This window comes from Neorhizobium alkalisoli (assembly GCF_007829835.1).
Classification (GTDB): domain Bacteria; phylum Pseudomonadota; class Alphaproteobacteria; order Rhizobiales; family Rhizobiaceae; genus Neorhizobium.
The window spans coordinates 14,030-33,780 of record NZ_VIWP01000008.1 but is presented as its reverse complement, the minus strand read 5'-3'; the positions used below and the strand labels follow the sequence as shown (position 1 = coordinate 33,780).

Sequence of the window (19,751 nt, the reverse complement as noted above, 5' to 3'; positions counted from 1 at the left end):
AGGGGTCCCAGATGGCAGCCATTTCGCAGGCCGATTACGCAGCACAGGATGCAACGGGACTGGCTGAGCTCGTCCGGCGCGGCGAGGTCACGGCCGGCGAACTGCTGGATACGGCTGTCGAGCGTCTGGAAGCAGTCAACGGAATACTGAACGCCGTCACGGCCCTGCATCTAGACCGCGCCCGTGCGATGGTTGCGGATGCCGGAGCACGTGGCCCATTCGGCGGCGTACCCTTTCTGGTCAAGGATCTTTTCACGGACGTCGCCGGTACAGTTTCCGATAACGGCTCTGCCTTTCACTCACCCGATCCCTCATCGACCAGCTCGGCGGTCGTCGAACGTTATGAGGCCGGCGGTCTGGTGATCTTCGGCCGCACCCACAGCCCGGAATTCGGCGGCACATCGACCAGCGAAAGCAGGCGTTTCGGCATAACCCGCAACCCGTTCGATCTTTCCCGCACGGCCGGCGGCTCGAGTGGTGGGGCAGCGGCTGCCGTTGCAGCCGGCATCATTCCCGCCGCGCAGGCGACCGATGCCGGCGGCTCGATCATCATTCCCTCCTCGTGCTGCGGCCTGTTCGGCCTGAAACCCTCGCGCGGACGCGTGCCTTACGGGCCGGCGCGACTGGAAGGCGGCGCCGGGCTTGCCGCACAGCACGTCATCACCCGGACAGTTCGCGACAGCGCCGCTTTCCTCGATCTCGAAACCAGCGGCGAAATGGTTGCCAGCCTTCGGCCACCCTCACCCCGGGAAAGCTTTCTGGCCTGCCTCGATCTGCCCCTGCCGCGGCTGAGGATCGCCTTTGCTCGGCGATCCGTCGCGGGAATGGAACCGGCGCCGGACTGCCTCGCTGCCGTCGAGAAGGTAGCGGCGCTCTGCCAATCGATGGGACATCAAGTCGAGGAGATCGATCTTCCGGTCAAGGCCGAAGACTATGCCGACGCGGAGCGCGCAATCCGCCTCGCCTCGGTGACGGCGACGATCCAAGCCCTGGCGAGAACTATCGGCCGGCTGCCGACAGAAGCAGATCTCGAGCCCGCGACCTGGCTGCGCTACCAGGCCGGTCTCTCCGTGAAGGGTACTGAAGTTCTTGACGCCCGCGAGCGGATTCTGGCGATGGGATTTGCCATTCAGCGCTTCATGCAGCGATATGATGTCATTCTCTCTCCCGCCATGGCGGATCTTCCGCCACTGCCGGGGACGGTCACGCTCGATCGGACCGACGATGCGTCTGCAGCGCTGAACCGCCGTTACACGACCTATACCAGCTTCTACAATTGGACCGGCCAGCCTTCGATGACCCTGCCTTTGCATATGAGCGCGGACGGCCTACCTGTCGGTGTTCTTTTTGCAGGCCGTTATGGCGAGGAAGACCTTCTCCTGCGCCTCGCGGCAGAATTCGAAACTGCGCATCCATGGACGGGTCTCGCGCCGGAGGAAAGCTTCATGGGTAAAGTAGTGGAAACGTCAGGGAGAAACGATGGGTAGGATACTTGTAGCCGGTGGCGCAACCGGCATCGGCCGTGCAGCCGTTCTCGCCTTTGCCGAGGCGGGACATGAAATCCTGCTGGCGGACATCAACGCTTCGGAAGCCAAAGCGGTCGCCGATGCGACAACAGCCGGTCATGTTAAAGTGCTCGAAATCGACCTTCTGGAGCCCGATGCAGCGGAACGCTGTGTCAAGGCAGCCGTAGAGGCCTTTGGCGGGCTCGATACCATCTTCGTCACCGCCGCCATCCTGCAATCGGCACCGCTGGCCGAATGGACGCTCGATATGTGGGAGCGCTCGATGGCGCTCAATCTTCGACTGCCTTTCCTTCTTGCAAAGGCTGCGGCCCCGCATCTGATGCGCTCCGACAATGGCAGCATCCTCTTCACGTCATCGACCGGCGCCGTGCGCGGCCATGCCGGCATGCCGGCCTATCACGCCAGCAAGGCCGGTTTGCTCGGTCTTGCCCGTAGCCTCGCCGACGAACTCGGGCCGCACCAGGTTCGCGTCAATTGCCTCTTGCCGGGCTGGATCGAGACACCATTCAACGATCCGTTCTGGTCGCATCAGGAAAATGCCGCGACAAGCCGGGAAAAGATCGAATCCGCCATCCCGATGCGCCGACAGGGCGAACCACAGGATGTCGCCGGCGCCGTGCTGTTCCTGTCCTCACCCGCCGCCCGTTACATCACCGGCACGTCGCTGGTGGTGGATGGCGGCTATACCGCCGTCTGAAGCTGCCTGCCTGCGATACGAGGTTCCCGAATGCCTGCAATCCGCGACCCCTATTCCTCCTTCGTCCGGCCCGTACTCGAAGGCCGGCGCGGTGCGGTTTCCGCGGCGCATCCGCTGGCAGTGGCAGCAGGACAGGAAATCCTGCTCGCCGGCGGATCTGCGGTGGATGCCGTCATCGCGGCGCAGGCGGTGCTCACCGTTCTCGCGCCTGATGCCTGTGGCCTCGGCGGCGACATGCTCTGCCTCGTGCATGAACCCGGCGGCGGCGTTTTTGCGATCAATGGTGCAGGTGCTGCGCCGGCCGGATATGGCGGCGAAGCGCTGGAAGGCGCCAACAGCATCACCGTTCCCGGCATCGTCGGCGCATGGACCCTTGCAGCCAGGCGCTGGGGCAAGCTTCCGCTTGAGCGTTCACTTCAACCCGCAATCCGGCTTGCCCGAGAAGGTTTTCGCCTGACCGGCATTCTCGAAATCGCGCGGGATGCGCAACGTGACAGACTGCTTGCGGGCGGCGCCGGGGAATGGGCGCTGATGGGCCTGAAACGCGGCGATCTTTTCGTGCAGCCGCAGCTTGCGACATTGCTGGAAGCTATCGCGCGCGAAGGGGATGCCGGCTTTTACAAGGGTTACGCTGCCGAAGCTATTTCCGGCTCGATTGGCCGTCTCGGAGGCAAGCTATCCATAGACGATCTTGCGGGCCACAAAAGCACGATCCAGACGCCGATCATCACGGAGTGGCAAGGCGTAAAAATCGCGACCCAGCCGCCGATGGCGCAGGGCGTCCTGCTTAACATGGCTCTTTCGGCCATGGAGAAAGCAGCACCGGCATCCGGCCTTGCAAGCGACCATGCCGGCATAGAGCTGACCGAGGCCTCCTTTGCCTATCGCTCCCGGGTTGGAGAAGGCGAGGCCCTGCTTGCGGAAACGCTGTCCTTCGATCCGGACCGGGCGCTCAAACGCGGCGGACCACGCGCCTATCTGCACACGGCAGGCGTTGCGGCCTCGGACGAGACGGGCCTCACCGTATCCTCGCTGGTCAGCGTCTTCGATGATTTCGGCTCCTGCGTCTATGTGCCAGAATGCGGCATCACGTTGAACGACCGTGCCGCCGGATTCGGCCTTTCGCCGAATGACGCTGCGGCCGGAAAACGCCCCGTGCATACGCTGGCTCCGACGCTTGTCGTCTCCACCGAAGGGTCACTGGCTCTTGCCACCCCCGGTGCGGACGGACAGGTGCAGACCCTGCTGCAAATTCTTTCCAAGATATATGGACAGGGCGACGATATTGCCGCCGCGGTCGCCGCCCCGCGCTGGCGCAGCGAGCAGGGCAATATCCTGATCGAAAAGAGCCACCCGCATGCCGAAGGTCTGGCCGCCAAGGGCCATACGCTGCGCATCCTCGAGGATGGAGATACGCGGCTTGGCGCCGTCGTGCTCGCCGGCAGCCTGCAGGGCGCACCGATCTGTGTTTCCGACTGGCGTCGGCTGACCTGGTCAGGCGTCATCTGACGAGGCCCGAGCGGAGGCCATATTGGCAAGGATATGGATCCGTTTTTTCGTGAAAAGAAAATTTGTTTTCCTAAATGAAAATTGATGTTGACGATTTTCTTTTAGGAAAATAACGTAGTTTAGCCTTGAGAAATCAAAGAATATTCGCCGCCGGGCCGAGGCTGAGGGAGATGCAAACACGTCAGGGAAGCCGCGCTTTAAGATCATTCAGCCAGCTTTCGGAGACAGCGAATGCGTTCGACAATCTTTGCAATGACGTTGCTTACCGCAGTGCTTGGTGGCACCGCCGCGTTTGCACAATCCGCCCCTCAGTGCGAACCTGCCAAGGTCGCTGAGAAATATCCCGCCCTCGCCGGCAAGACGATCCTGATGGGCGCCGATGGCCAGACGCCGCCCTATGCCAGCCTCGACAGCAAGACGAATACCCTTGTCGGCTCGGATATCGATCTCGCCAAGGCGGTGTTCGACTGCATCGGTGTGAAATACGAGATCAAGCCGGGCGCATGGTCGGGGTTGTTTCCGGCCATCATCGCCGGCCAGATCGATCTGATGTACTACCTTTATTACAACGAGACGCGCGCCCAGAAGGGCGACTTCATCCTCTACATGAAGGCAGGCACAGGCGCTCTCACCCAGAAGGGCAATCCGAAGTCGATCAAGTCCCAGGACGATCTCTGCGGTAAGACCGTCGCGACCGGCCTCGGCTCGGTCGAGGAAGCCCAGATGAAAAAGCTCGGCGAGGAATGCGTCGCGGCCAAGAAGCCGAATGTCGAGGTCATGACCTATCCCGACCATGCCGCCGGCTTCCGCCTGATCGCCACCAGCCGCGCCGATATTATGCTGACCGATCTTGCGCTCGTCGACAAGACGGTCGCCGACAACCCGACCATCTACCAGCGCGCCTATAGCGTCGTCAGCGGCTTCAAGATCGGCATTGCCGTCAAGAAGGGCAATGATGCGCTCTCTTCCGCCCTACTTGACGGCCTGAAAGCCGTTCAGGCTGCCGGCACGGAACAGGCCATCCTGAAGAAATACGGCATCGACCCGACGCTGGAATATCCGACCGAGCTGAAGACTCAGTAAGCCAGTAGCCCCAAAATCCGGTGCGCGTCGATCACGGCGCGCACCGCGACAAGGCGGGGAACCAGCGTCTGACATCGACGGATGCAGGTTCGCCGGGATATTTTAAGGACGAGACGACATGCCTGCCAGTTCCGAAAATCCATACAAGGCCGAGGTTCTTATCATCGGCGCCGGACTTTCGGGCGCTGTCGCCGCCAGACGGCTGAGCGAAGCCGGCATGGATGTCCTCTGTCTCGAACAGGGCGACTGGCACAAGCCGGAGGATTTTCGTGGCGAGCATGATGACTGGGAACTGACGTCGTTCAAACAATGGCATCCCAATCCGAACATCCGGGGCGGCTCGGCCGATTATCCGATCGATGACAGCCGGTCGGAAATGAAGCCGATGATGTTTAACGGGGTGGGCGGCAGCACCATCCTTTACGGCGCCCAGTGGATGCGCTTCATGCCGTCCGATTTCCGGACGAAATCACTCGATGGCGTCGGTGATGACTGGCCGATCACCTATGACGAGCTCGCGCCTTATTACGACCGGATCGACCGTGATTTTTCGGTCTCCGGCGTCGCAGGCGATCCGGCCATGCCGCCGCAGCCTCCCTATCCACTTCCCGTCTTGCCGATGTCATCTGTCGGCAAGCGTGTCATGGAAGGGCACAAGGCGCTGGGCTGGCATATCTGGCAGGGATCGAATGCCATTGCCAGCCGGCCGGATGGCAATCTCTCGCCATGCCTGCAGCTCGGCGTCTGCGGCAATGGCTGTCCCGTCGGCGCAAAGGCGACCGTGGATCTCACCCATTGGCCGATCGTGCTTTCGAAGGGCGGCCGGCTTGTCACAGGCGCACGCGTCCGCTCGATCACCCACGACCGCGAAGGCAAGGCGAATGGAGCCATCTTCACATTGCCTGACGGCTCCGAACACCGGGCCATTGCCGATATCGTCATCCTTGCGGCAAATGCCGTGGGCACGGCCCGCATCCTCCTGTCGTCGCAATCGGCACTCTTTCCGGACGGTCTCGCCAACGGATCGGGCCTTGTCGGCAAAAGGCTGATGATGCACCCGTTCAGCCGCGCGATCGGTTTTTTCGACGAGCCGCTGGAAAGCTGGCAGGGCCACTGGGGACAGTCCGTCTACTCGCTCGAATTCGCCAATACGCGCGCCGATACCGGCTTCGTGCGTGGTGCAAAATGGAATCTCGGTCCTTCAGGCGGCCCGCTGGGTGCAGCCCTTTTCCCCTCACCAGAGGGGCCGATCTGGGGCGCGGCTTTGCATGAAAAAGTTCACGCCTGGCTTGGCCGAACGGCGGTCTGGGGCATTATCTGCGAAGACCTTCCGGAAGTGACGAATTTCATCGACCTTTCTCCCGACCAGAAGGATGCATCCGGAAACGCCGTTCCACGGCTGCATTATCGTCTTTCGGAAAATTCGAAGGCCATGCTCGCCTATAATCTTGAACGCGCGAAGGAATCGCTGCTGGCAGCCGGTGCCAGCAAGGCGATTTCCATCGACCTCATGCCGGATTTCGGCTGGCATCCACTCGGCACCTGTCGCATGGGCGACGCCCCGGAAAACTCAGTCGTCGACAAGTTCGGTGAGGCGCATGACGCCGGCAATCTCTTTATCATCGACGGCAGCGTTCTGGTGACCGGATCCTGCGCCAATCCTTCCGCAACGATCGCCGCACTCGCCTTGCGGACTGCCGACCATATCGTTGCAACACGGAGAGAGCGATAATGTCTGGACCGACACATTCGCTCACTCCGCAAGAAATGGCGCAGCTTGCCGAGCTCGCCGATATCATCATCCCCCGTTACCAGACCATGCCTTCCGCCAGCGATATCGATCTCGTTTCGCATCTCGCAAGGACTTTTGCCAGCCGCCCGGATCTCCTCGAAACAGTGCGTGAAACCTTGCTGCACTGTCGCGGCCATCGCGGAGAAGCAGCCCTGCTGCATCTCGCCTCCGAGCATCCGCCACATCTTTCCGCATTGTTGCAGACCGTTGCGGGGACGTATTTCATGCAGCCGGATGTCAAGCGCGCCCTTGGTTATCCGGGCCAGAAGCGCCTTCACGGATAAGACCGCTTTCTCAGATCCGGCTGGATCTTTCCGCCCCGCCCTTTCAGTCAAACTCCCGCGTAACAAAAAAGCCCCGTGCCAGAGCACGGGGCAAAGGCCGCAGATGCGGCGGGGAAAGTCAGATATCGAGCGTCGTATCGCGCTCCCAGGCAGTGAACTGGGCGCAATAATTGCTCCATTCGCCGTGCTTGAGCTTCAGGTAAGCGGCGGAAAATTCCTCGCCCATGGCGCCACGCAGTTCGGCGTCCTTTTCATATTCGCGCAGAGCGTCGAGAAGGTTGAGCGGCAGTTTTGGCGCGTCCTTGACGGTGTGGCCGTCCTTATACATGTCGATATCGTAATGCGGGCCTGGATCGGCCTTGGAGCGGACGCCGGACAGGCCGGCTGCAATAATGATCGCCTGCAGAAGATAGGGGTTCACGGCGCCATCGGGCAGTCGAAGCTCGAAACGGCCGGGGCCTGGTACGCGCACCATATGGGTGCGGTTATTACCGGTCCAGGTCACCGTATTCGGTGCCCAGGTGGCGCCGGAAATCGTGCGCGGCGCATTGATGCGCTTGTAGGAATTGACGGTCGGGTTGGTGACCGCCGCCAGAGCCGAAGCATGTTTCATGATGCCGCCGAGAAAGGTCTTGCCCTGCGCGGACAGACCGAAAGGCATCGCCTTGTCGGCAAAGGCATTGACCTTGCCATCGATATCCCAGACCGAGATATGCGCGTGGCAGCCATTGCCGGTCAGGCCCTTGAAGGGCTTTGGCATGAACGTGGCGCGCAGGCCGTGCTTCTCGGCGATCGACTTGACCATGAACTTGAAGAAGGAATGTTTGTCCGCGGTCGCGAGCGCATCGTCATATTCCCAGTTCATCTCGAACTGGCCGTTCGCGTCCTCGTGGTCGTTCTGGTAGGGCTTCCAGCCGAGTTCCAGCATGCTGTCGCAGATCTCGGCGATCACGTCATAACGGCGGAGCAGCGCCTGCTGATCGTAGCACGGCTTTTCGGCGGCATCGAATTCGTCCGAAATTTTTGAACCGTCCGGCGTGATCAGGAAAAACTCCGGCTCCACCCCGGTCTTGACCCGCAATCCCTGCCCAGCGGCTTCCGCCACCAGCTTCTTCAGGAGCACGCGCGGCGCCTGCTCGACCGGCTTGTCATCCATCACGCAATCGGCGGCAACCCAGGCAACATCCTTCTTCCATGGGAGCTGAATGGCCGAGGAAGCATCCGGAATGGCGAAGAGATCGGGATGGGCGGGCGTAAGGTCCAGCCAGGTGGCGAACCCTGCGAAACCGGCACCATCCTTCTGCATGTCGGCAATTGCCTGGGTCGGAACCAGCTTGGCGCGCTGTCCGCCAAACAGATCCGTATAACTGATCATGAAATATTTGACGCCGCGTTCCTTCGCCCACGTCTCAAGGTCGATGGTCATTTTCGTTCCCCGTTGTTTGATGCACACCGATCGGCCTTTGGCTCTATCCCGGCGGTTCAGGTCTTGCTCAGTTCGTTCTCGGTTCGCAGCGGACCTCCGTGCGAACGGAATTGGCAATGAAACATTCCTCATGCGCCAGATGATGCAGTTCTTCGATCACTGCAGCTTCCGGCGGAAGCCCTTCCCAGACGATGGCCGGACGCAAGGTGACTTCGCTGACCCACATCCTGCCAGCCGCATTCTTGCTCATCTTGCCCTCGGCAACATCCTCATAGCGCTCGACGACCAGCCCGTGCTTGGCGGCGAGATAAAGGAAGGTGAGCATGTGGCAGGACGATAGGCTGGCGATGAAGGCTTCCTCCGGGTCGACGCCCGCGGGATCGGAAAAGCGCGGCACGACATGCGGAGAGGAGGAGGCGCGAAAACTCACGCCGCCATCGAAGGACCACGAATGGCCACGGCTGTAGCGATTGTCGGTGAAGAGCTCGCCCGCCTGCCGCTGCCATAGGACCGTGGCCGTGTAGCTCGCCATCTCAGAAGCCGCCCTTTCCGGGGTACCAGCTGGTGCCGGCAAGCGGGATCTGCGCCATGGCAGCCGCTTCCATCGTCAGGGCGCAAAGATCTTCCGGCTCCAGATTGTGAAGCTTGTTCTTGCCGCAGGCGCGCGCGATCGTCTGCGCTTCCAGCGTCATGACCTTGAGGTAATTGGCAAGGCGGCGGCCAGCTGCGATCGGGTCGAGGCGGGCGGCAAGCTCCGGATCCTGGGTGGTGATACCGGCCGGATCCTTGCCTTCGTGCCAGTCGTCATAGGCGCCGGCCGTGGTGCCGAGCTTCTGGTATTCTTCTTCCCAGCGGGGATCGTTGTCGCCGATAGCAACCAGAGCTGCAGTTCCGATCGCCACCGCATCGGCGCCGAGCGCCAGTGCCTTGGCAACGTCCGCGCCGGAGCGGATGCCACCGGAAACGATCAGCTGCACCTTGCGATGCATGCCGAGATCCTGCAGCGCCTGAACGGCGGGGCGGATGCAGGCGAGCGTCGGCATGCCGACATTTTCGATGAACACGTCCTGCGTTGCCGCGGTGCCGCCCTGCATGCCGTCGAGCACGACGACATCGGCGCCGGACTTCACGGCAAGCGCCGTGTCATAATAGGGGCGTGCGCCGCCGACCTTGACGTAGATCGGCTTTTCCCAGTCGGTGATCTCGCGCAGTTCCATGATCTTGATTTCGAGATCGTCGGGGCCGGTCCAGTCGGGATGGCGGCAGGCGGAGCGCTGGTCGATGCCCTTCGGCAGGTTGCGCATATTGGCAACGCGATCGGAAATTTTTTGGCCGAGCAGCATGCCGCCGCCGCCGGGTTTGGCGCCTTGGCCGATGACGATCTCGATCGCGTCGGCGCGGCGAAGGTCCTTCGGGTTCATGCCGTAACGCGACGGAAGATACTGGTAGACGAGCGTCTGCGAATGGCCGCGCTCCTCATTGGTCATGCCGCCGTCGCCTGTCGTCGTCGAGGTGCCGGCAAGCGTTGCGCCACGACCGAGCGCTTCCTTGGCATTGCCCGAGAGGGCGCCAAAACTCATGCCGGCAATGGTGATCGGCGTCTTCAGCGTGATCGGCTTCTTGGCGAAGCGGGTTCCGAGCGTCACCGATGTATCGCATTTCTCGCGATACCCTTCGAGCGGATAACGGGAGATCGAGGCGCCGAGGAAAAGCAGGTCGTCGAAATGCGGAACCTTGCGCTTGGTGCCCGCGCCACGAATGTCATAGATGCCGGTTGCCGCCGCACGGCGGATTTCTGCCAGCGTATGATCGTCGAAGGTCGCGGACTTGCGGGGCGGCGTGAAGGGGTTGTGATAGGACATGTCTTTCCCTCGCCTCAATACGCGTCGGCGTTGTCGATGTTGAAATTGTAGAGTTTTCGGGCCGAGCCGTAGCGCTTGAATTCTTCCGGCTTCACATCCGTGACGCCGGCCTTTTCCAGAAGCTCGGCGAGTTTTTCGAGATGTTCCGGACGCATTTCCTTTTCGATGCAATCGGTGCCGAGGCTCTTCACCGAACCACGGACGAAGAGCTTGGCTTCGTAAAGCGAATCTCCCAGCGCATCGCCCGCATCGCCAAGCACGACCAGGTGGCCGGACTGGCCCATGAAGGCCGACATATGGCCGATATTGCCATAAACGACGATATCGATACCCTTCATCGAAATGCCGCAGCGCGAGGCGGCATTGCCCTTGATCACCAGTAGGCCACCATTGCCGGTGGCGCCGGCATATTGCGAGGCATCGCCTTCGATCACGACAGTGCCCGACATCATGTTTTCGGCAACACCGGGGCCGGCCGATCCATGCACGGTGACGGTGCCGCCATCGTTCATGCCGGCGCAGTAATAACCGACGGAACCCTTGATATCGACGACGACCGGGCTGTCGATGCCAACGGCGACGGCATGGCTGCCGCGCGGGTTGACGACCTCGAATGCCGTGTCGTTGGCGCCCTTGGAAAGGGCGTGGAGAGCGCTGTTCAATTCACGCAGCGGCGTGCTGGAAAGATCGAATACGGGCATTTTGAAAGCTTTCTCGATATCGGCGGCTCAGGCTGCCTTTTCGTGATCCCAGAAATAGACGGTTGCCGGTTCCGGCTCCCAGACGCGCGCGTTCTCGATGCCCGGCAGATTGACCAGCGCCCGGTATTCGGAGCCGAAGGCAACGAACTGGTCCGTCTCGGCCATGACGGCCGGCTTGCAGGCGATCGGGTCTCGCACGACGCCAAAACCGGACTTGGTGCCGACGACGAAGGTGAAGAACCCATCCAGGTCATCGAGGGCGCTGGTCAGCGCCTCGCCGAGATTCTTGCCCTTGGCCATCTCAGCAGTGAGGTAAGCGGCAGCCACTTCGGAGTCGTTCTGGGTCTCGAAGGTCATTCCCTCGCGAACCAGCTCGCGGCGCAGGTTGTTGTGATTTGAAAGCGAGCCGTTATGCACCAGGCACTGGTCGGCTCCCGTGGAAAATGGGTGGGCACCGAGCGTAGTAACAGCCGATTCCGTTGCCATGCGCGTATGCCCGATCCCGTGCGTACCGCCCATGGCGCGAACGCCGAAGCGGGCAACGACGTCTCTCGGAAGGCCGGTTTCCTTGTAGATCTCGACACTGTCGCCGGAGCCCATGACGCGTACCGAAGGGCGGATTTCGGCGAGCAGGGCGCGGACTTGCGAGAGCTTGTCCGCATCCAGTTCCACCACCGCATGCGTATCTTTGATCAGGATCTCGGCATAGATGCCGGCCTCGGCGAGATCATCGGCAAGACCATTGAAATCGAGCTTCGGCTCCGCCGACTGCAAGGTGACCTTGGCCTTTCCGGCGGTCGTCGCGCCATAGATGGCGATGCCAGCGGAATCCGGCCCGCGATCGGTCATGATGATCAGCATGTCCGAGAGCATTTCCCCAAGCTTGGGTTCGAGGCTCTTGTCTTTCAGGAATAGTCCAACAATGCCGCACATGGGCGAAATCTCCATTCGTGACTGAATGGAGAGCTAACACGCACCAGAGGCCAGATCAATCTGTAAGAATATTTTTTTCCTTTAAGGCAATTCTTGTTTAACCAATGCCGGTCAATCCGAGGAGGTGCGGCGCTGCGGATAGCTGATGATCGACAGATATTTTGCCGGCAGCTGGACGAGTTCCTCCGGCCCGTGCGGGGCGTCGGCATCGAAGAACAGGCTGTCGCCCTGCTGCATCCGATAGAGGCTCTCGGCATGGCGATAGACCACCTCGCCCTCCAGCATGTAGAGGAACTCCATGCCTTCATGTTGGAAGGTCGGAAATACGTCTGATTCCGCAGTCAGCGTGATGAGGTAGGGCTCCACGGTCACGCCGCTTGTATTGTTCTCGATATGGCCGAGCAGGCTATACTGATGCCCTGCCCGCGTGCCGCGCCGCTCGATATTGACGCCCTGACCCGACTTCACGAAAGTTGCGCTGCGCGGCTCCTCGAAACGGCGGAAGAACGAGGTCAGCGGCACGCTCAGCGCCTTGGAAAGGGACTGCAACGTCGTCAGCGATGGCGAGATATTGCCGTTCTCGATTTTCGAGAGCATGCCGACCGACATGCCTGTCGAGGCGGCGAGATCCGAAACTGTTAGTCCAAGCTGCTTGCGATAGGTGCGAACCTCGTGGCCGATCGCCATTTCCAGATTGTTGACGCGCGGCTCGCGCACCGCGTGCGGATCCTGCGAAAGGGTTGCACCCGCTTCCGTTTTCTCGTTCCGGCCCGCCATCTGTTCTCCGCATCAAGGAATTATCTTGACAGGAATAATCCGTTAATCGCGAGGAAACTTCAAACGAAAAGCGCGTGGCGTCTTGCCTGTCCCAGCCTTAAACGCGCGGGAAAAATGGCCGGCGCTGGAAAACCCGGTGGCAAAGGCAATTTCGGCGATCGAAAGCGGGCTCTGCTCGAGAAGCCGCTGCGCATGGCGGATGCGGATAGCTCGATAGGTATCAAGGAAGCCCGCACCGATCTCGGTCGTAAAAAGCCGGTCAAGGTGGCGGGCGCTGATGCCGGCAAGCTTTGCCAGCGCAGCACGTGGCACCGGCTGCTCGATCGTCGCCTCCATCTTTTCGAGAACAGTCAGCAAGGCCGGATGGTGCGTGCCAAAACGTTCGGCGGCGGAACCGCGCTGTGGCGCGCTGGACTCCCCGACGGCCGTGTGGAGATACCAGTCGCTGACGCGGCGGGCAAAATGCGTGCCCATGCGCTCGGAGATCATCGCGTGCATCATGTCGAGCGGCGCAACGCCGCCACCACAGGTAATGCGGTCACCATCGATGACGTAACGGGCATGCCACGGCAGGAGATGCGGGAAAGCCTCTCTCAGAAGCTCCGCATGCTCCCAGTGAATGGTAAAGTTGCGGTTCTCCATCAGGCCGGCCGCCGCGAGCAGGTAGGCGCCGCTCGATATGCCGCCGATCCTCACACCCTGGCGCGAGAGTTTGCGAAGCAGGCCGTAAAGCCCGTCCCTGTCTTCCCAGTCGATACGGCCGCCACCGGCGCAGACGAAGATCGTGTGGCAATTCGCCCCCTCTGCCTGCAGGCCCCGACAATCGATCGAAAGCCCGGATGAACTGGTAACCGGCTTTGCGGCGGCCGAGAGATTGACCACCTCGTAAAGCGGCAGACCCGCAATCAGGTTTGCGGCGCGCAGCGGCTCTGTGGCCGAGGCATAGGACATCAGCGCGTAATTGGGCACCAGCAGGAAACCGATACGCTGCAGGGATTTTGCTTCGGTGGATGCCATGTCCTTTTTCTATATCATTCCGTCCCTATGATGCAATCTTTGGCGAAAGATCCATAATATCGTCCTGAGCGTTACCCTCAGGACGCCATTTCATGCGCTATTCGGCACTCTCCCTGCTTCTCAACGGACTTCGCGGCAACAAGGCGTGGACGCCTGCCTGGCGGGATCCGCAGCCGAAACCGCATTACGACGTCATCATTGTCGGTGGAGGCGGACATGGCCTTGCGACGGCCTATTATCTCGCCAAGGAATTCGGCGTCACCAATGTTGCCGTTCTGGAGAAGGGCTATATCGGCTCCGGCAATGTCGGCCGCAACACGACGATCATTCGCTCAAACTATCTTCTGCCCGGCAACAACCCCTTCTACGAACTGTCGCTCAAACTCTGGGAAGGGCTGGAACAGGACTTCAACTACAATGCGATGGTGTCGCAGCGCGGCGTCCTCAACCTCTTCCATTCCGACGCCCAGCGCGACGCCTATACGCGGCGCGGCAATGCCATGCGCCTGCATGGTGTCGACGCAGATCTGCTCGATCGCGCCGCGGTTCGCGCCATGCTGCCGTTTCTCGATTTCGACAATGCCCGTTTCCCGATCCAGGGCGGCCTGATCCAGCGCCGTGGTGGAACGGTGCGGCACGATGCGGTCGCCTGGGGTTATGCCCGCGGCGCCGACATGCGCGGCGTCGATATCATCCAGAATTGCGAAGTCACCGGCATTCGCCGCGAGAATGGCCGCGTCACCGGCGTCGAGACGACCAAGGGCTTTATCGGCTGCGGCAAGCTTGGCCTTGCAGCGGCCGGCAATTCTTCGCGTGTCGCGGACATGGCCGGGCTGAAACTGCCGATCGAAAGCCACGTCCTGCAGGCTTTCGTCTCGGAAGGGTTGAAACCCTTCATCGATGGCGTCGTGACGTTCGGTGCAGGGCATTTCTATGTCTCGCAGTCTGACAAGGGCGGCCTTGTGTTCGGCGGCGATATCGATGGCTATAATTCCTATGCGCAGCGCGGCAATCTTGCGACCGTCGAACATGTGGTCGAAGCCGGCAAGGCGATGATCCCGGCTCTTTCGCGCGTCCGCGTCCTGCGCTCCTGGGGCGGCATCATGGACATGTCGATGGATGGTTCGCCGATCATCGACAGGACGCCCGTCGACAATCTCTATCTCAATGCCGGCTGGTGTTACGGCGGTTTCAAGGCGACGCCTGCATCCGGCTTCTGCTTCGCCCATCTCCTCGCAAAGGGAGAACCGCACCAGACGACACGCGAAATGCGGCTCGACCGTTTCGAGCGCGGTTACCTGATCGACGAGAAGGGCCAGGGCGCCCAACCGAACCTGCATTGATCGCCACCATTCGCCGATAGCGGCATCAAGAAAGATCTGGATATGGCAAGCCTCATCCCCTGCCCTCATTGCGGCAAACGCCCCAAGGAGGAGTTCACCGTCAAGGGAGCCGTCCTCGACCGCCCGGCGGCCGATGCGACACCGAATGCCTGGATGGATTACGTTTACCTGCGCGACAATCCGCGCGGCCGTTACGACGAATATTGGCACCACACATCGGGCTGCCGCCGCTGGCTGGTCATTACCCGCGATACCGCCACCCACGAGATCGAGGCGAGCCGCGACGCAGCGCTCGCCAGAGAATAAGGTCAGAGGATAAGCACCCATGACATCCTATCGCCTGGAAAGCGGCGGCCTGATCGACCGGCAGTCGCGCCTTTCCTTCACCTTCGACGGCAAGCGCATGCTGGGTTTTGCCGGAGACAGCCTCGCCTCGGCCCTGCTTGCCAATGGCTGCCAGCTGGTCGGGCGAAGCTTCAAGTACCATCGCCCCCGCGGCATCCTGACGGCGGGCGCCGCCGAACCGAATGCGCTGATGACGATCGGCCAGGGCGGCCGCACCGAGCCCAATACCCGCGCCACCATGCAGGAACTCTATCAGGGACTGGAAGCGGCAAGCCAGAACCGCTGGCCGTCGCTCGATTTCGATATAGGCTCGTTCAACAGCCTCCTGTCGCCCTTCCTCGGCGCGGGCTTCTACTATAAGACCTTCATGTGGCCCGCGGCATTCTGGGAAAAGGTCTACGAGCCCTTCATCCGCAAGGCGGCCGGCCTCGGCAAGGCGAGTTACGAGAAGGATCCGGATACCTATGAAAAAGCCTGGGCCCATTGTGACCTGCTCCTCATCGGCGCTGGCCCGACGGGACTTGCCGCGGCGCTGACGGCCGGACGCTCCGGCGCAAGGGTCATCCTTGTCGATGAACAATCGATGATCGGCGGCTCGCTGCTTTCCGACACCGCTCGGATCGGCGAAGCCAGCGCGACCGACTTCGTTCTAACCGCAAAGGCGGAACTGGAATCACTTTCCAACGTCACCATTCTTACCCGCACCACCGCCTTCGGCTGGTATGATGGCAATGTTTTTGGCGCCGTCGAGCGCGTTCAGAAACATGTCGCTATTCCGAATGCAAAGGCACCGGTCGAGCGACTGTGGCGCATCGTCGCCAAACAGGCCCTCCTGGCCACCGGCGCCGAAGAGCGGCCGCTTGTTTTCGGCGGCAACGATATTCCCGGCGTGATGATGGCGACCGCCATGCGCAGCTATCTCAACCGCTATGGTGTGGCGCCCGGCCGACAGGTCGCGATCTTCACCACCAATGACAGCGGTTATGCGCTGGCACTCGATCTCGAAGCCCGCGGCATCGTTCCCGTCGCGATCGTCGATAGCCGGGCAGGCGGAAATCCGGCCTATACCGGCAAGGCGAGGATCGTCAAAGGCGCTGTCGTCTCCGATGCAAAGGGCGGAAAGGCACTTTCCTCCATTGTCATCCTCAAGGACGGCCGCACGGAAAACCTGAAGGTCGACGCTCTGGCCATGTCCGGCGGTTTCAGCCCCGTCATTCACCTTGCCTGCCATCGCGGTGGCAAACCCGTCTGGTCGGACGCCGAGGCGGCATTCCTCGCGCCGCAGCAGCTGAACGGGTTACAGATCGCGGGAGCGGCCCTCAGCACCGGCAACGGAATTGCCGCATGCCTGTCTGAAGGTGCCGCCAAGGCCGCTGTACTGGTTTCGGAAATGGGTTTCGCATGCACCGCGGCAAGCTTCGGCGCGGTCGAAGGTGACATGTCGGCACGTCCGGAAAAACCGCTCTGGTCCGTTCCGGGCGTCAAAGGCAAGGCCTTTGTCGATTATCAGAACGACGTCACGCGCAAGGATCTCGGCCTCGCCGTGCGGGAAGGCTACGGCCATGTCGAGCTGGCCAAGCGTTATACGACCAGCGGCATGGCGACCGATCAGGGCAAGCTCTCCAATATCAACGCAATCGGTCTTCTTGCCGAAGCGCGTGGCATCTCGCCGGGAGACGTCGGAACGACGACGTTCCGGCCATTTTACACACCCGTCTCCTTCGGCGCGCTCGCCGGCGCCTATCATGGCACGCATTTCCAGCCGGTGCGAAAATCGCCGCTGCATGAATGGGCGAAGAAAACCGGCGCTGTGTTCGTCGAAACCGGCCTCTGGTACCGGTCATCCTGGTTTCCGCGCGACGGCGAAAGCACGTGGCGCGAGAGCGTTGACCGCGAGGTCCTGAACATCCGCAAAAATGCCGGCCTGTGCGATGTGTCCATGCTCGGCAAGATCGAGATCTGCGGCAAGGATTCGGCCGAATTCCTGAACCGCGTCTATTCCAACGCCTTCCTGAAACTGCCGGTCGGAAAGGCCCGTTATGGCCTGATGCTGCGCGAGGACGGCATGATCTATGACGACGGCACGACCAGCCGCCTGTCGGACGAACATTTCTTCATGACGACGACGACAGCCTATGCCGCCGGTGTCATGAACCATCTGGAATTCTGCGCCCAAGCGCTTTGGCCGGATCTCGATGTGCGCCTTGCATCCTCGACGGACCAATGGGCGCAGATGGCGATTGCCGGACCGAAGGCCCGCACAACCCTCGAAAAGATCGTCGAAGAGGATATTTCCAATGCGGCCTTCCCTTTCCTCGCCGCAAAGGAAGTTTCGCTCTGCGGCGGACAGTTGCATGGCCGGCTGTTCCGCATCTCGTTTTCTGGCGAGCTTGCCTTCGAACTCGCAGTTCCCGCAGGCTTTGGCGAAAGCATTGCCGATGCGCTGATGGAGGCAGGCCGGGAACATGGCATCCAGCCTTACGGTGTCGAGGCGCTCGGCGTCCTGCGCATCGAAAAGGGCCACGTCACCCATAATGAGATCAACGGCACGGTCGTGCCGGGCGATCTCGGCTTTGGCAAGATGGTGTCGCAGGCAAAACCGGATTTCATCGGCAAGGCCATGGTCGGGCGCGAGGGTCTCGTCTCCGCCGATCGCCCACAACTCGTCGGCGTCCTGCCGCTCGATCCCAAAACCTCGTTCCGCAGCGGCTCGCATATTCTGGCCAAGGGCGCTGCCGCAACGCTGGAAAACGATCAGGGTTATATCACTTCATCGGCCTATTCGCCGCATGTCGGCTCGACGATCGGGCTTGCCTTGGTGAAGAGCGGTTCGACCAGGCATGGCGAGGAAGTGCTGGTCTGGAATGGCCTGCGGGAAGAGTTTACGCCGGCCCGCCTCTGCAATCCGGTTTTCGTCGATCAAGCGAATGAGAAACTGCATGTCTGAATTTCGCATCACGCTGCGCCCCGCTCTCGGCTCGGTCACGTCGATTGTCTCCGAAAACATTGCGCTCACGCCCCTGCCGGAAGGGCATGTCGTCCATGTTCTCGGCAAGCCGGGTGACGAAGCACTTGCGAAACGCCTCGGCTCACTATCCGACGGCTCTGCGCATGCCGTTCGCGCGGCCGGTCCCGGCCAGTGGTTCATCGTCGGCAATGCCGCAAAATCCCACGCCGACATGACGGCGCTGTTCGAAGCGCTCAAACCGGATGCATACGGCGTCGATCAAAGCCAGGGTCGAGTGAGAATGCTTGCGAGCGGACCGATGGTCGAGCGCATGCTGGCCAAGGGAACGGCAGTGGATCTTTCGCTTACGCAATTCCCGCTCGGCCATTCCACGACGAGCGTGATCGGCCATATCGCTGCCCATCTTACGCGTGTCGCAGACGATGCTTTCGAGATCATGGTCCTGCGCGGATTTGCCGAAAGTCTCTGGGATGACCTCGCCCATATGAGCGCCGAATTCGCCTGACCCGGGCGGCATCAATCCCATCCATATTCAATCGCCCCGGCTCACCGCCGGTGCCGACACTCCATTTCGGGGACTGCTGATGAAATCTTATGTACTGACCGTCACCTGCAAATCGACGCGCGGGATCGTCGCTGCGATCTCCGGCTTTCTCGCCGACAAGGGCTGCAACATCATCGCTAGCTCGCAGTTCGACGACCTCGATACCGGAAAATTCTTCATGCGCGTCTCCTTCATCTCCGAAGAAGGCGTTGCCAAGCCCGCTCTGCTCGAAGGCTTCAAGCCCGTCGCCGACACGTTCGGCATGGAATGGGAAATCTTCGATTCGGAAGAGCGCGTGAAAGTGCTCCTGATGGTGTCGCGCTTCGGCCATTGCCTCAACGACCTGCTGTATCGCTGGAAGATCGGCGCCCTGCCGATCGATATCGTCGGCGTCGTCTCGAACCATTTCGATTACCAGAAGCAGGTGGTCAACAACGACATTCCCTTCCACCACATCAAGGTGACGAAGGAAAACAAGCCGCAGGCCGAAGCCCAGCTGATGGATGTGGTCGAATCGACCGGCACCGAGCTTGTCGTGCTCGCCCGCTACATGCAGGTCCTGTCCGACCAGCTGTGCCAAAAAATGTCGGGCAGGATCATCAACATCCACCACTCCTTCCTGCCGAGCTTCAAGGGCGCGAACCCCTACAAGCAAGCCTATACGCGCGGCGTGAAGCTGATTGGTGCGACGGCGCACTATGTCACCGCCGATCTCGACGAAGGTCCGATCATCGAGCAGGACACGGTTCGCATCACCCATGCCCAGTCTGCAGACGATTATGTCTCGCTCGGCCGTGACGTGGAGAGCCAGGTTCTTGCCCGCGCCATCCACGCCCATATCCATCACCGCACCTTCATCAACGGCAACCGCACCGTCGTTTTCCCGCCGTCGCCAGGATCATACGCGTCCGAACGCATGGGTTGAAAAGGTAGGCCGATGCGGT

At 61.2% G+C, this 19,751-nt stretch carries 18 protein-coding genes; 11 read left to right on the top strand and 7 right to left on the bottom strand.

What is annotated here, in order from left to right:
* The first annotated feature begins 11 nt into the window (after positions 1–11).
* The 6 genes from FHW37_RS25075 (at position 12) to FHW37_RS25050 (ending at position 6,891) form a co-directional block, all read left to right on the top strand.
* Positions 12–1,487, top strand: a complete 1,476-nt coding sequence (locus FHW37_RS25075) for an amidase (protein ID WP_145641343.1) — start codon at positions 12–14, stop codon at positions 1,485–1,487.
* Entirely contained in the window at positions 1,480–2,223 is a 744-nt protein-coding gene (locus FHW37_RS25070; protein ID WP_145641342.1) for an SDR family NAD(P)-dependent oxidoreductase, read from the top strand. Before FHW37_RS25075 ends, FHW37_RS25070 begins: the two co-directional genes overlap by 8 nt.
* A 30-nt stretch (positions 2,224–2,253) precedes the next feature.
* A complete protein-coding gene (locus tag FHW37_RS25065; RefSeq protein ID WP_145641340.1) occupies positions 2,254–3,732 on the top strand; it encodes a gamma-glutamyltransferase in 1,479 nt (492 codons plus the stop codon).
* Positions 3,733–3,963: 231 nt separating this feature from the next.
* Positions 3,964–4,815: an ABC transporter substrate-binding protein gene (locus FHW37_RS25060; RefSeq protein ID WP_145641339.1), complete on the top strand. Its 852-nt coding sequence runs from the start codon at positions 3,964–3,966 to the stop codon at positions 4,813–4,815.
* 118 nt (positions 4,816–4,933) lie between these two features.
* Positions 4,934–6,547, top strand: a complete 1,614-nt coding sequence (locus FHW37_RS25055) for a GMC family oxidoreductase (RefSeq protein ID WP_145641337.1) — start codon at positions 4,934–4,936, stop codon at positions 6,545–6,547.
* Complete coding sequence (locus tag FHW37_RS25050; RefSeq protein WP_145641335.1) at positions 6,547–6,891, top strand: hypothetical protein; 345 nt, start codon at positions 6,547–6,549, stop codon at positions 6,889–6,891. The genes FHW37_RS25055 and FHW37_RS25050 overlap by 1 nt, the downstream gene beginning before the upstream one ends.
* 118 nt (positions 6,892–7,009) lie before the next feature.
* Here the strand turns inward: FHW37_RS25050 and glnT are convergent, their stop codons facing one another.
* The 7 genes from glnT to FHW37_RS25015 form a co-directional block, all read right to left on the bottom strand.
* Positions 7,010–8,317: a type III glutamate--ammonia ligase gene (gene glnT / locus FHW37_RS25045; RefSeq protein ID WP_145641333.1), complete on the bottom strand. Its 1,308-nt coding sequence runs from the start codon at positions 8,315–8,317 to the stop codon at positions 7,010–7,012.
* 67 nt (positions 8,318–8,384) lie between these two features.
* On the bottom strand, positions 8,385–8,849 hold the full coding sequence (locus FHW37_RS25040) for an OsmC family protein (RefSeq protein ID WP_145641332.1): 465 nt from the start codon (positions 8,847–8,849) through the stop codon (positions 8,385–8,387).
* A 1-nt stretch (position 8,850) separates the two neighbouring features.
* On the bottom strand, positions 8,851–10,179 hold the full coding sequence (locus FHW37_RS25035) for an FMN-binding glutamate synthase family protein (RefSeq protein WP_145641330.1): 1,329 nt from the start codon (positions 10,177–10,179) through the stop codon (positions 8,851–8,853).
* A gap of 14 nt (positions 10,180–10,193) precedes the next feature.
* Positions 10,194–10,880: a GXGXG domain-containing protein gene (locus tag FHW37_RS25030; RefSeq protein ID WP_145641329.1), complete on the bottom strand. Its 687-nt coding sequence runs from the start codon at positions 10,878–10,880 to the stop codon at positions 10,194–10,196.
* A 27-nt stretch (positions 10,881–10,907) separates the two neighbouring features.
* On the bottom strand, positions 10,908–11,813 hold the full coding sequence (locus FHW37_RS25025; RefSeq protein WP_145641327.1) for a class II glutamine amidotransferase: 906 nt from the start codon (positions 11,811–11,813) through the stop codon (positions 10,908–10,910).
* Positions 11,814–11,924: 111 nt separating this feature from the next.
* A complete protein-coding gene (locus FHW37_RS25020) occupies positions 11,925–12,590 on the bottom strand; it encodes a helix-turn-helix domain-containing protein (protein WP_145641325.1) in 666 nt (221 codons plus the stop codon).
* A gap of 42 nt (positions 12,591–12,632) precedes the next feature.
* Positions 12,633–13,607, bottom strand: a complete 975-nt coding sequence (locus tag FHW37_RS25015; protein WP_145641324.1) for a GlxA family transcriptional regulator — start codon at positions 13,605–13,607, stop codon at positions 12,633–12,635.
* A gap of 92 nt (positions 13,608–13,699) precedes the next feature.
* On the opposite strand from FHW37_RS25015, the gene FHW37_RS25010 reads away from it, so the two are divergent.
* From FHW37_RS25010 to purU, 5 genes are all read left to right on the top strand, one after another.
* Positions 13,700–14,950, top strand: a complete 1,251-nt coding sequence (locus tag FHW37_RS25010) for a sarcosine oxidase subunit beta family protein (protein ID WP_145641322.1) — start codon at positions 13,700–13,702, stop codon at positions 14,948–14,950.
* A gap of 42 nt (positions 14,951–14,992) precedes the next feature.
* Positions 14,993–15,256 (top strand): sarcosine oxidase subunit delta, encoded by a 264-nt coding sequence (locus FHW37_RS25005; protein ID WP_145641321.1) that lies wholly within the window; start codon positions 14,993–14,995, stop codon positions 15,254–15,256.
* Positions 15,257–15,275: 19 nt separating this feature from the next.
* Complete coding sequence (locus FHW37_RS25000; protein WP_145641319.1) at positions 15,276–18,242, top strand: sarcosine oxidase subunit alpha; 2,967 nt, start codon at positions 15,276–15,278, stop codon at positions 18,240–18,242.
* The gene (locus FHW37_RS24995) at positions 18,235–18,768 is read left to right on the top strand and encodes a sarcosine oxidase subunit gamma family protein (RefSeq protein ID WP_145641318.1); all 534 of its coding nucleotides are present in this window, start codon (positions 18,235–18,237) and stop codon (positions 18,766–18,768) included. Before FHW37_RS25000 ends, FHW37_RS24995 begins: the two co-directional genes overlap by 8 nt.
* 79 nt (positions 18,769–18,847) lie before the next feature.
* Positions 18,848–19,732 carry a formyltetrahydrofolate deformylase gene (gene purU / locus FHW37_RS24990; protein WP_145641316.1) on the top strand — a complete coding sequence of 295 codons (885 nt, stop codon included), beginning with the start codon at positions 18,848–18,850 and terminating at the stop codon, positions 19,730–19,732.
* The last annotated feature ends 19 nt before the right edge of the window (positions 19,733–19,751 follow it).

Coding starts and splice junctions, on each gene's coding strand:
- FHW37_RS25075 (WP_145641343.1), top strand. CDS start 12: ATGGCAGCCATTTCGCAGGCCGATTACGCAGCACAGGATGCAACGGGA.
- FHW37_RS25070 (WP_145641342.1), top strand. CDS start 1,480: ATGGGTAGGATACTTGTAGCCGGTGGCGCAACCGGCATCGGCCGTGCA.
- FHW37_RS25065 (WP_145641340.1), top strand. CDS start 2,254: ATGCCTGCAATCCGCGACCCCTATTCCTCCTTCGTCCGGCCCGTACTC.
- FHW37_RS25060 (WP_145641339.1), top strand. CDS start 3,964: ATGCGTTCGACAATCTTTGCAATGACGTTGCTTACCGCAGTGCTTGGT.
- FHW37_RS25055 (WP_145641337.1), top strand. CDS start 4,934: ATGCCTGCCAGTTCCGAAAATCCATACAAGGCCGAGGTTCTTATCATC.
- FHW37_RS25050 (WP_145641335.1), top strand. CDS start 6,547: ATGTCTGGACCGACACATTCGCTCACTCCGCAAGAAATGGCGCAGCTT.
- glnT (WP_145641333.1), bottom strand. CDS start 8,317: ATGACCATCGACCTTGAGACGTGGGCGAAGGAACGCGGCGTCAAATAT.
- FHW37_RS25040 (WP_145641332.1), bottom strand. CDS start 8,849: ATGGCGAGCTACACGGCCACGGTCCTATGGCAGCGGCAGGCGGGCGAG.
- FHW37_RS25035 (WP_145641330.1), bottom strand. CDS start 10,179: ATGTCCTATCACAACCCCTTCACGCCGCCCCGCAAGTCCGCGACCTTC.
- FHW37_RS25030 (WP_145641329.1), bottom strand. CDS start 10,880: ATGCCCGTATTCGATCTTTCCAGCACGCCGCTGCGTGAATTGAACAGC.
- FHW37_RS25025 (WP_145641327.1), bottom strand. CDS start 11,813: ATGTGCGGCATTGTTGGACTATTCCTGAAAGACAAGAGCCTCGAACCC.
- FHW37_RS25020 (WP_145641325.1), bottom strand. CDS start 12,590: ATGGCGGGCCGGAACGAGAAAACGGAAGCGGGTGCAACCCTTTCGCAG.
- FHW37_RS25015 (WP_145641324.1), bottom strand. CDS start 13,607: ATGGCATCCACCGAAGCAAAATCCCTGCAGCGTATCGGTTTCCTGCTG.
- FHW37_RS25010 (WP_145641322.1), top strand. CDS start 13,700: ATGCGCTATTCGGCACTCTCCCTGCTTCTCAACGGACTTCGCGGCAAC.
- FHW37_RS25005 (WP_145641321.1), top strand. CDS start 14,993: ATGGCAAGCCTCATCCCCTGCCCTCATTGCGGCAAACGCCCCAAGGAG.
- FHW37_RS25000 (WP_145641319.1), top strand. CDS start 15,276: ATGACATCCTATCGCCTGGAAAGCGGCGGCCTGATCGACCGGCAGTCG.
- FHW37_RS24995 (WP_145641318.1), top strand. CDS start 18,235: ATGTCTGAATTTCGCATCACGCTGCGCCCCGCTCTCGGCTCGGTCACG.
- purU (WP_145641316.1), top strand. CDS start 18,848: ATGAAATCTTATGTACTGACCGTCACCTGCAAATCGACGCGCGGGATC.